We start from the raw sequence: 11147 nt of genomic DNA, 5'->3' as shown, positions 1-11147 counted from the left end.
ACCGAGGCGTTAGCGATCTGGAACATCCACTACAACTACCATCGACCACACACTGCTGCCGGAGATCAGCCACCCGCGACCCGGCTCCACACCGGCGTCACCAATGTCACGGCCTCATACAGCTAGCGGGCCCTGACACGTATCAGCCGACAACCAGCGCGACAGCAGCTCGGGCATCTCAATCTGCGGTGCGCAGTTGGACGGGACTTAAGCTCCTACTAGCACGTTGCTGCACACGAGGCTGTCCAGCGTGGAGAAAGGTTCCCGATCGACACGCGTGGCGGCCGTCGTCTGCACCTGAGCCAGACAACGGCCGCCACTACAACCACGTTGCCTATTTCCTACCGCGTATCCGGTCCCACATCTTGACCACCAGCCCGAGGCCAAGCAGAACTGCGCACCCGATGGTCGCGAAGATCACAGCGAAGATCGGATTGTGCAACACGAAGGGAAGGGCTACTCCGAAGGGCACGAGCCAGCAGGTCGCGACGACGAGGACGATGTCGCGAAGGTGTTCGCGGCTGATCCGTTTCAGCGGATCCTCCAATTGTGTCGCGTGCGCAGTAGGGCTCGGGAAACGCGAATATGGCGTGCGACTGCTCGCATGTTCCCTCTGGAGCGCACGAACCGCTTCCCTAGTGCCCCGAATGATAGACCAGCCCGCGCCCCCACAGCGCCCCGGAATCCGGAGAGAGCGCCCTTGGCCATCCAGCCAATCACCCGGCGGCGCGTGATGGGTTCGTGTCGTAGTTGCGCGACTGCGGCGTGGCCTGCGCCGCTGGCGGCAGCACCGATGACTGCTCCCGCGATGGCGACACAACCAAAACCTGCGGTGCCAGCACAGACGGCCGCCGCTCCGACGGTCGCCACGATTGGAACGGCGAACGACACGATTTGGTGAGCGTGAGCGCGAGCGAAGTTTCCTACCGCCTTCGCGGCGGAGCTGAGCCAGGACCACCACAAACCGTCGAGGTCCGTCTTGTTGATGGGGTCGCCAGTGACGTAGTCGTAATCGTTAGCCGAACCACCTTCCTGCGGATCGATGGACAGGAATCGGCCGAGCTGCGGGCTGTACGGGCGAGCACCCATCTGGACAATGGCAAGCCCCTGAGCGTGCTCGTACGGGCGTTCGTGCTCGCCGAGCCAGCCGTAGTCCATCGAGCCGGGTGAGTTGTCCGGCACGTTCTGCGGGTCGACGGCCCCGGCAGCCGTCAACGGCTGGCCGTAGGGGTCGTAGGTACGCAAGTCGCCGACCTGGTGACCGGCCGCGTCGGTGGTCAGGACCAGGTCGCCACGGATGGTCGGGTGGTCGTACGTCGGCGTGAAGGCCCCACCATTGCTGACCTTGCTGGTGAACAGCACGCCGCCCGGCAGAGTGAGAGTGAGCGAGGTCAGCCGGTTGTCGCCGTCCAGGGTGAGGTCGGCAGTATCGCTGTCACCCGTGTAGCCGTAGCGCGTGACGGTGTTGTTGTCACAGTTGAGCGGGTCGCGGCGGATGATTCGGTTGGCCGCGTCACGGGTGTAGACGACGTCAGCGTTCAGTGCGAGGTTAGGGCTCACCATTCGGGCGCTGATGTTGCGGTCGGAGCCGTCCCACTTCAGCGTGGTGACGGTGCCGTCCGCGGCGGTCCAGCTGGTGGTGTTGCCGTCGGCGTCGTAGGCGACCTTGGTCAGCGCGGTGGCGCCTTCGGTGGCCAGGAGCCGGTCGGCGGCGTCGTAGCAGTAGCGGGTCTCGGCGGTGCCGGATGCGGTTTGGTCGAGCAGCCGCATGCGGTTGGTGTTGAGGCCGGCGTTGGCCTGGGTGCCCGTCGGGCAGGTCGCCGAGGCGGTCGAGGTGTAGTCGTAGGTGTAGTGGTGCCCGACGACGTAGGCCTCGGTCAGGCGTCCGACGCCGTCGTAAATGTAGTTGGGCGCGTTCGGTCTGGCATCTACGCCGGCGAGGGATTCGTCGATGATCGTGCCGGCCGAGGTGCGGCCGACCTGGCTGACGACGTCCTTCCCGTCGCTGGTCTTCCAGCCCAGGCTGGTGAGCCGGGCGGCGTAGTCCTTCGTGACCGTTGCGAGTGAGGTGCCGTTGCCGTAGGCGACCGTGGCCAGCTCGCCGGCGTTGTCGTAGGTGATCGTGGCGACGGTGATGCTGTCCAGCTTCTGGGTGAGCACCCGCCCCGCGTCGTCGTAGGTGAACGACAACGTCCGGGGCGCGTCCGCGGCATCCGGAGGCGTGATGGTGCTCGAGGTGACGCGTCCGACCTGGTCGTAGGTGGTTGTGGTGCGCACGCCGTTGGCGTCGGTGTAGGCGACGTCGCGGCCGAGCAGGTCCACGGTCGTGGTGATGGTGCCCTTGTCGTCCGACACCGATGTGGTGAGCGGGTCGCCGCCGACGGCGTAGTTGTGCGTCACCGTGCGTGCGGGGGCGTCGGCCGAGGCGGGGACGCGCTCTTCCAGCGGCCGGTCGCGCACGTCGTAGGTGGTGCAGGTCCAGGCGCCGCCGCTGGCCTGGGCGATCACCCGCCCGGAGGCATCGTAGACCCGCTCGTCGACCCGGGCGGGGCCCGAGGCCGGGGTGGTGGAGGTGGTCAGCTTGGGCATGCCGCCCTGGTTGATCGCGGGGCTGCCCGCGACGCAGGGGTTGGCCCTGGTCTCGGTGTCGCCGTAGTAGGTGTAGGTGGTCTTGGCGCCGGTGGCCATCGTCTTACTGGTCTTGCGCAGATAGCCGGTTCCGGGCGCCTCGTAGCTGACCGACCCGGCGATCTTGAGGCCGCCCGGGTTGCCCTGGCCTGAGGACGCGAGCCCGTAGACGGGGTCGAGGCCGTTCTCGTCGAAGCGGGTGGTGCCGACCTTGTCCTGGACGCCGTCGGACTCGCTGGCGGTGGTGGAGGTGGTCAGGCCGTAGCGCGGCTTGAGCTGGGTGCCCGGCACGGCCTCCTGCACGCCGGACGGGGTGGTCCAGTGCAGCTCGAGTTGCGCGGTCAGGTCATACTCGTAGTAGTCGACCCGGATCCGCTTGGCTGCGCCAGGGACGTCGTTGTGGACGACGCCGGTGCGCCATGCGGGGGTGGTGTTGCGCCAGTCGTCGATGACGATCTGGTCGTCGATCCACACCCGCACGCCGTCGTCGGCGAGCACGCGGAGCGTGTAGTCACCGGCGGCGGGGAACACGATGTCGCCGGTGGCGCGCAAGGAGAAGTGGTCCGCGGGGATGCCCGTGGTCGGGGCGTCGTTGTTCCAGTTCTTCACCAGCTGCCCGCCGGGGCTGCCAATACCCGTGGTGTAGACCTTGGGCGCGGCGGAGAGGCTGTCGTTGTCGTAGTAGGCCACCGACAGGCCGTTGATGCCCTCGTCGTAGCCGGTGTGGCCGTGGGACATACCGGCGCAGGTGCCGTTGGGCAGCTGTCCGGTGAAGCACGACGCGGGCGCCGGGCCGTAGGAGTCGGTGGCCCGGTCGGCGTAGTCGTAGACCGTGGTCGACTTCCGGCCCGCCGGGTCGGTGGTGGACAGCGGCAGGTCCTTGACGCTCCACTCCTGGGTCGAGGTCTTGCCCGCGGCGTCGGTGGTGGACAGGGTGCGGTCGGCCTCGTCGTAGGTGACCTTGCTGGCGAAGCCGATCGCCGGATTCAGCCCCGCGGTGTCGGTGAAGGTCTGGCGGTTGGCGGGGTCGTACCGGTAGGACGTCTCCGGCCGCGGCTGCCCCGGTGCGGGCTGCGGTTCGGTGACCTTGACCGCCTTCGGCTTGCCCGAGGTCTTGTCGTAGTCGATCTTGGTCATGACGTCGAAGTTGGTGTACCGGGTGGCCGGGTCGACGGCCACCCAGTCGTTGACCAGCGGCGAGCGCTGGTAGGTCAGCAGGCCGTCGGCGTCGTAGCCGAAGTCGGTGTCCGCCGAGCCCGGGTCCTCGATCCGGGCGAGCCGGCCGTTGGAGTACCAGATCAGGGTTTCGGTGCCGTCCCAGTACGAGATCCGGCACAGCATCTGCGAGGGCGCGACCGCGTCGGCCCCGACCGGCGGGGTGAGGCCGTGGTAGCAGTCGTCACCGCTGCGGTTGTAGTGCAGCACGTGCGCCCGTCCGGAGACCGGGTCCTTGATCTGCACCAGGCGGGACGGCGTGCCGTCGTAGATGTTCTGCAGGGCAGCGGGTTTGCGTGAATCGATTGAGGAGGCTTGGGTGTCGAGTTTGCCGTCGGAACGGAAGGTGAACACGTCACCGCCGTCGCTCAAGGTGACCCGGCCGGCGTTGTCCAGCGCCAGCACGCCGTCCTCGCCAGTGGGCGGGGTGTAGCCGCCGGTGGACTTCTTGGTCCAGGTGTGCTTGGCGCCGGTGGCGTCGGTGAGCACGATGTTCTGGTCGGTGACCTTGGCCTCGGTGTAGCTCGAGCCGTCACCGTCGAGGTCGGCCGACATCGTCCAGCCCTTGGGCAGAGCCGGCAGGTCGGAGGTGGACAGCCAGTCGGCCGGCACGATCTGCGGCGGCACCGTGGTGTTGTCATCGGTGCGCGTGAACAGCCGCATCCTCGCGAGACCGACGCCCTCGGCGAGCTCGATCTTGAGCGGCAGGCGCTGTCCGGCGGTCATCGCCACGCCGGTGGACTGGGTCCAGTTGACGTCGCTGACGCCGGTGACGTCGTAGACCTTGCTGCCGTTGAGCCAGATCACGGCGCCGTCGTCGTGCACGGCGGCGAACTGGTAGGTCCCATTCGCCGGGGCCTGGAAGTAGCCCTCCCACCGCACGACGAACCAGTCCGGCGCCAGCGCCGTGGCGAACGGCGACGCGTCGCCCCAGTCGACGTTGACCTGCGGTTCGGTGCGCACCAGCACCGGCTGCTGGGCGTCGTTGATCAGCCCGTTGTGGGACAGGTCGGCGTAGTACGAGGCGCGCAGGCCTTTGGACTCGGTCTGCTGCGAGTTGTAGGTGAAGCTGATGCCGGCATTACCGCCGACGGTGTTGAAGGTCGGGGTCTGCTCGGCGGTGGAGACGTTGCCGTTGGCAAGATTGACGGTGACCGGCCCGGCCTCGTCCGTCGGCGAAGGGCCATGGTCGCCGATGCGCTGGTCGATCTTGAAGTGGCCGACCCAGGTCGGCGTGATCGTGGTGCTGCCGCTGTAGGTCATCGCCTGCCAGGTGTAGGCGACGCCGTCCTGCAACACCCCGGCCGGGACCGTCCAGGTCGGGGTGGACAGGCAACCGGAGTCCACGACCACGCCCGACTTGGCGTCGGCGCCGGTGGCCACGCGGAAGCAGTAGGTGACCGGGTCACCGTCGGGATCGGTCACCGGTTTGACCGCAAGAGTGGGGGTGAGCGAGGTCGAGACCGTGCCGTCGGCCGGGCTCACCAGAGTCGCCGCCGGGGCGGGGGTTCCGGTGTCGACGATGAGGGTGGCGTTGAGGTTCTTGTAGGTCCAGATGCCGGCGTTCTCGGCGCCGATCATCATGAAGAACACCGAGCCGTCGCGGGCGTTGACCCGGTCGCGGATGAAGCCGGTCAGGCCCTCGCCGGAGAAGCTGCCGACGTCGCCCACCAGCGCACTGGCCATGTAGCCGCCGACGCCGTTGAAGTTGAAGCCGGAGGCGTGGTAGAGGTTCGCGTTCCAGGTCTTCACCGAGCCGACGACGCTCGTGTTGCGGGAGAGGTCCATGCGCGCGCCGACCACGGTCTTGCCGAACAGCGGTGTGTAGTCGACGTGGAAGACGCTGCGGTTGTAGGTGTCGCCGTTGGCCTGGCTGTTGCCGATGCGCAGACCGCAGGCGTCACAGTTGTAGCCGTCGGAGCGGTAGGCGTGGCTTTCGGTGACGCCGTAGGTGAAGGTCGGGTCGATGGAGACCGGGTAGACGCGCTTGGGGTCGTTGAGCCAGGCGGGATCGACGGCGACGGTGAGCCACCAGTCGGCGCCCGCGCGCTCGAGGTGATAGGTGCCGCCGGTCATGGCCGGGGCGGTCTCGCCGTTGCCGGCCGAGTCCCAGGTCTCGATCGGCGGCAGCACGATCTTCGCGGTGCCGCTCTCGTCGGCGAGGGTGATGGCGCCGTTGCGCTCCAGGCGCGGGGTCAGTCCGCCGGTGTTCAGCTTGAACCGCCACGACGAGCGGCCATCGGCCGGCGGGCGCTTGAGCTTGATGGTCTCCTTCACCGCGCCGGGCGTGACCTCGTAGTCGAGGTCCGTGCCGGGCGCGACCTCGGGATAGGTGACCGAGTCGCCCTGCACCTGCGCCTGCGCGGGCGCAGCCTGGTCCAGAGCCAGGCTGGCGGTCTTGCCACCGGACTCGACCTGCAGCACGGCCGGGTCGCTGGCGGTGGTCGCCAGCGACGGGCTCAGCGGATGGTCGTCCGCGTCCGCACGGTGGGTCGCGGCGTCGCGCGAGAGCGCGGTGTCGACCGGCTGCCAGGCACCGGTCTCGTCCTGCACGTTCAGCGGCTGGTTGGACTGCTGGATGGAGTGGGTGCCGTCCGGGTTGAGGTACTCAGTGACGAACATCGACCGCGAGATCGGTGTGGACCGCTGCGGGTCGAAATGGCTTCCCGCTCCCCCGTCGTGACGTGACTGGGCGGCGAAGTTCGCCGTGGAGGGAGCATCCGGGGCGTCGGGAGCCGCCGGCGCCGACGCCACCAGCGGAACCTCACGCGGATCGACCGGCGTCGGCGCCGCCGCACTCGCCGGCGTCGGCGAGATTTCGACACCCCACACAACCAGGGTGCAGATCAAGATGAACTGGACAAATCTTACCCAGCGATTCTTGCTGACATTTCGGGACAGCGAGAACAAAGCCAGTACCTCCCCTAAGCGGCACGACGACCCCTCGACGCGCCGACCGGACCGCGGCGCCCACGACACCACGGCGACACGCAGATCCGTTGCCTCGCAGCAGCTCCGCGCCGGACGGAAGGTTCAGACCCGCCGTCCAGTTCTCAGCATCGCTTAAGGAAGGCGTTCTCGTTACAGGACGAATTGAGGCATGGATCACCATTGCCAAGAAGAGCAGGTGGAGCTATGAGCACAGACCGCAATAGGCCATCAGGGCGATGACAAAAGGGACGAAATAGCGCTTTCCATCCCGGGCGGTAACGGAATCGGAGAACTGTCGATACGAGTGCGGGCCCGAGCAAGCACGGGGAGGAACAGGTGTCACGGTTGCGACAGGCGTGCGTCATCGCGGTGTCTGTGCTCGTGTCGATGGCAGCGACAAGTGCTCAGGTGTCCGCGACGACGCCGGGCTTGGACGTGAGCCACCACCAGGGCGCGGTCGACTGGTCCGCGGTCGCCGGGGCTGGAGCGAAGTTCGCGTTCATGAAGGCCACCGAAGGAACCACCTACACCGACCCCCAGTTCACGGCCAACTACTCCGGCTCGGCCAACGCCGGACTCCGCCGCGGCGCCTACCACTTCGCGCTGCCCGACCGCTCCGGCGGCGTGGCGCAGGCGCTGTTCTTCCTCGATCACGGAGGTGGCTGGGTCGCCGACGGGCACACGCTTCCGCCGGTGCTCGACATCGAATACAACCCTTACGGCACCGCCGACTGGGCAGGCTGGTGCTACGGCCTCACCACCACCCAGATGTCCGCGTGGATCGCCGACTTCGCCACGACGGTGCACGACCGCACGAACCGCTGGCCCATCATCTACACGACCACCGGCTGGTGGAGCCACTGCACCGGCAACGACAGCGGCTTCGGCAACGACCCCCTCTGGATCGCGCCGAGCAACTCCGACGCCGGAGGCGCGCCCACCATCCCGGCGAGCTGGAGCGAGTACACCTTCTTCCAGTACGCCACCTCCGGCACCTTTCCCGGCGACCAGGACTGGTTCAACGGCACACCGGAACAACTCGCCGCGTTCGCGACCGGTGACGAGCCCGACAAGCTCCAAGCCCACTACAGCGCGCTCGGCGGCGCCGCCTCCCCACTCGGAAACGTGTCCGGCGGCGAGTACACGGTCGCCGGCGGATGGGCGCAGAACTACGACCACGGCACCATGTACTTCCGGCCCAGCACCGGCGCCTGGTCCGTGCGCGGCGCCATTCTCGGCCACTACCAGAACCTCGGCGGCCCCGGTGGCCTGCTGGGCTTCCCGCTCACGGACGAAACCCCGGTCGACGGCGGCAGCTACAACGATTTCGCCGGTGCCGATAACGCCTCCATCTACTGGAGCACCGCCACCGGAGCGCGGTCGGTTCACGGCCAGATCCGCAGCACCTGGCTGGCCCGCGGCGGAACCCAGGTCCTCGGCTTTCCCACCACCGACGAGTCGACCACGCCCGACGGAGTGGGCCGGTACAACCACTTCAACGGCGCCGGCGGCGCATCCGTCTACTGGACACCCAGCACCGGCGCCCATTCCGTGCAAGGACAGATCCGGTCCCGCTGGGCCGCACTCGGCTGGGAAACCGGAGCCATGGGCTACCCGGCCACCGACGAGACGGCGGCACCGGACGGTGTCGGCCGCTACAACCACTTCTCCAAAGCCGCGTCCATCTACTGGTCCCCCACCACCGGCGCCTGGTCCGTCTACGGCGCCATCCGCGACACCTGGGCCTCACTGGGCTGGGAACGCAGCGCGCTCGGCTACCCGACCAGCGACGAGTACGCCGTGACCGGCGGGCGGCGCACGAACTTCCAGCACGGCACCATCGCCTGGGACAGCGCGACCGGCCGCACGCAGGTGGCGTATTCGTGATCAGACGCCGGCACGCGTGGCTCCCAGCTCTGCTCCTCGGCGCCATCATCTTCATCGTCGCGGCCCCCGGCGACGCGGAACCGGCCGCGCATGACGCTGGGCTCGTCCAGGACCTGCGCACCGACTCGGTCCGCGGAACAGACGCCGAGGTTACGCAGTTCGCACACTCGATCTGCGCGGCCATAGCCGGCGGCATCACCCCACGCACCATCGTCAGCGAGCTACAGGACCGCGGGTACTCGCCGGTGCAGGCCGTGCGGATCGCGTCCCGTTCGATGAAGGCGTTCTGCCCCCAAACGTCTCAGGAGCCGCTGGGTTCGACGCGGTAGAGCGCATCACCACTGGCCACGACCACGCTCAGTCCCGTCGCACCTGGAGCGGCCACGGCCCGCCAGCCGGGCCACGCCAGATCCGGCCGGGCGACGTTCGTGACACCACCACCGACGATCGTCCCGGCCGCATCGGTCACGAGCACGCAATCCGGAACCTGCCCCTGGACCAGCGCCCAACCCGAGATCACGGTGTCACCCGCCAACACCGAGGTGTCGACGACCCCCTTGGTGGTTCCCGCATCCGCCGGACCGGGCAGCACCGGCACGGCGGTGAGGTCCAGGGACTGGCCGAGCTGATGAGCACAACCGAGGCTGAAATCATCCGTGAACGGATACGCGCCCAACGCCCGCGCGGCCGGTATCGCCGACGGCTCGATCTGCATCGCGGTGAGCGTCTCCCGAGCCTCGACCCGCAACGCCACCGCCGCCAGACCCAGCGACGCATAATTCGCCCGCGCCTGGTCCTGAGTCCCGCCGCCGATCGCATGCGTGACCAGCCCAAGCGTGACCACCGCGGTGACGACATACCGCTGCGGGAGCGCCGGCCGTGCCACGACCACCAGCACCAACAACGCGCACGTCGCCAGCGCGCCAGCCAGACCGTACCGGCCCAACAGCCCCACGTTGCCACCCGCGACCGCTACCGTCGTCGAGCGGCCCAGCGCCACCAATCCGGCCAGCAGCAGTGCATACACCGCCAGGGCGATCCAACCCGCCACCGGCGCGGCCTCCCGGGTCCTGCGGAACGCGGGCAGAGTGAGCAACACCAGCGCCGCAACGGTGGCGCCACCGGCGATCACCGCCACCACCGGCGTGTCCACCGCCCACAACCCGCCCAGCGCCGCACCGAAAACCGACAACCGTCGGTCCGGATCGATCGCCGTCGTCGCCAGCGACTGCGGCCCCGCCGGCTTCGTCAGGAACCACGCCGCCACCACCAGCAGCCCGGCCAGCAACGGGGTGACCACCCGCCCAATCCGCTCGCCCCGCAACCAGGTGGCCACCGCGACCGCGAACCACACCGGCAGCCCCGCGCCGAAGCACAGGCAGGCCACCAACGCCGCACCCCAGGCCCACCACACCTGCCCACGGTGCGCGGCCGCCACCGCCACGACCCCGCAGGCGACCGCCGGCACCCAGCTGATGCCGTTCGTGCCCTGCAACCACAGCTCCGCCAGGTGCGAGGACAACAGCAGCCACGCGAATCCGGCCGTCAGGGCGGCCTTGATCACAGGCGGCACTGTGGACGGCAGCATCCCCCGGAGCAGGAGCACCGCGCCGGCCAGCAGCAGCACCGTCAGGACAGTCAAAACCCGGTTGTCGCCGCCGAACCACGCCGCATCGGCCCAGAACAGCAATGACGGGACCGCGAAGGGCTGGTCCAGGTGGTAGGTCAGCACCTGCCCCGGCACCAGCGAGCCGTCATCCGAGGTGATCTTCGCGAGCACGTGCCAGTAGTCGAGCAACACGTGCAGCCGCGAGGTACGCGCCGCAGTCCACAACGCCAAGCCGACCGGCACCACCGCGAGCACCGTCAAGACAACGACGGGGACGCGCTCCGACAACTTGGCCTGCGATCCGGCGCTCTTGCCGACAACGGCGGCATCCAACCTCACGGTTTGCTCCCGACTTCCGGAGACTGATCGCGACGAACCCTATCCGGCGCCCACGTCGGGCCTGGCGAGACCTGTCGAGCAGACGGCTGCGGGCGCCGTCATCGGATGGCGACGGCGCCCGCGCTCTGCGACATCGTTACTTTCGGTTTGAGGGCCGCCGGGCGGCGAAGCTGAAGACCGCCACCGCGACGACCGTGTACACCGCGGCTGGTACCAGGCCGAGGTACCTGAGGACGACGAGGAGAGCAAATGGTCCTGCGGCCTTGCCTGCTCAGCGCACCCTTCCCCAGCCGCCCGTTCGTCAGCTCTACCGCTTGTCCAACACCCGGCTCACCTCGGGATCATAGGTGCTGAGCCAGGAGCTCCACTCCGCAACTGGCTCGGTGCTCTCTCTCGTTTTTTTCTGCAGAAGGGACTGTTTCAAGATCGGTGTTTCTGGCCCGACACGCCGGGCTGAGGTCCGGCGGGATGGGCACTGTGAGTGATGACATCTGGGGCTGTGACTCCACGTAAGAGTGAGAAGCGGTTGTCGCCGGAG

Annotated in this window: 4 protein-coding genes and 1 pseudogene; 3 read left to right on the top strand and 2 right to left on the bottom strand. The window is 68.3% G+C overall.

Annotated features, from left to right (window positions below; translation table 11 throughout):
• A pseudogene (locus D0D15_RS34175) lies at window positions 1-126 on the top strand (IS481 family transposase); the annotation flags it as partial.
• Between the two features lie 405 nt (window positions 127-531).
• Here D0D15_RS34175 and D0D15_RS34165 read toward each other — a convergent pair.
• On the bottom strand, window positions 532-6753 hold the full coding sequence (locus tag D0D15_RS34165) for a PA14 domain-containing protein (RefSeq protein WP_275897122.1): 6222 nt from the start codon (window positions 6751-6753) through the stop codon (window positions 532-534).
• A 408-nt stretch (window positions 6754-7161) separates the two neighbouring features.
• Here D0D15_RS34165 and D0D15_RS34160 point away from each other — a divergent pair, with 408 nt between their 5' ends.
• Both D0D15_RS34160 and D0D15_RS34155 read left to right on the top strand, forming a co-directional pair.
• Window positions 7162-8661 (top strand): GH25 family lysozyme, encoded by a 1500-nt coding sequence (locus D0D15_RS34160; protein WP_094009203.1) that lies wholly within the window; start codon window positions 7162-7164, stop codon window positions 8659-8661.
• Window positions 8658-8990 (top strand): DUF732 domain-containing protein, encoded by a 333-nt coding sequence (locus D0D15_RS34155; protein WP_158224486.1) that lies wholly within the window; start codon window positions 8658-8660, stop codon window positions 8988-8990. Before D0D15_RS34160 ends, D0D15_RS34155 begins: the two co-directional genes overlap by 4 nt.
• On the opposite strand, the gene D0D15_RS34150 is transcribed toward D0D15_RS34155, so the two are convergent.
• The gene (locus D0D15_RS34150; RefSeq protein ID WP_143266264.1) at window positions 8963-10609 is read right to left on the bottom strand and encodes a DUF2079 domain-containing protein; all 1647 of its coding nucleotides are present in this window, start codon (window positions 10607-10609) and stop codon (window positions 8963-8965) included. The two genes, D0D15_RS34155 and D0D15_RS34150, sit on opposite strands and share 28 nt — an antisense overlap.
• Window positions 10610-11147: the final 538 nt, after the last annotated feature.

The organism is Amycolatopsis thermalba (genome assembly GCF_003385215.1).
Classification (GTDB): Bacteria; Actinomycetota; Actinomycetes; order Mycobacteriales; family Pseudonocardiaceae; genus Amycolatopsis_E; species Amycolatopsis_E thermalba.
This window is presented reverse-complemented; position numbering and strand designations above follow the sequence as displayed.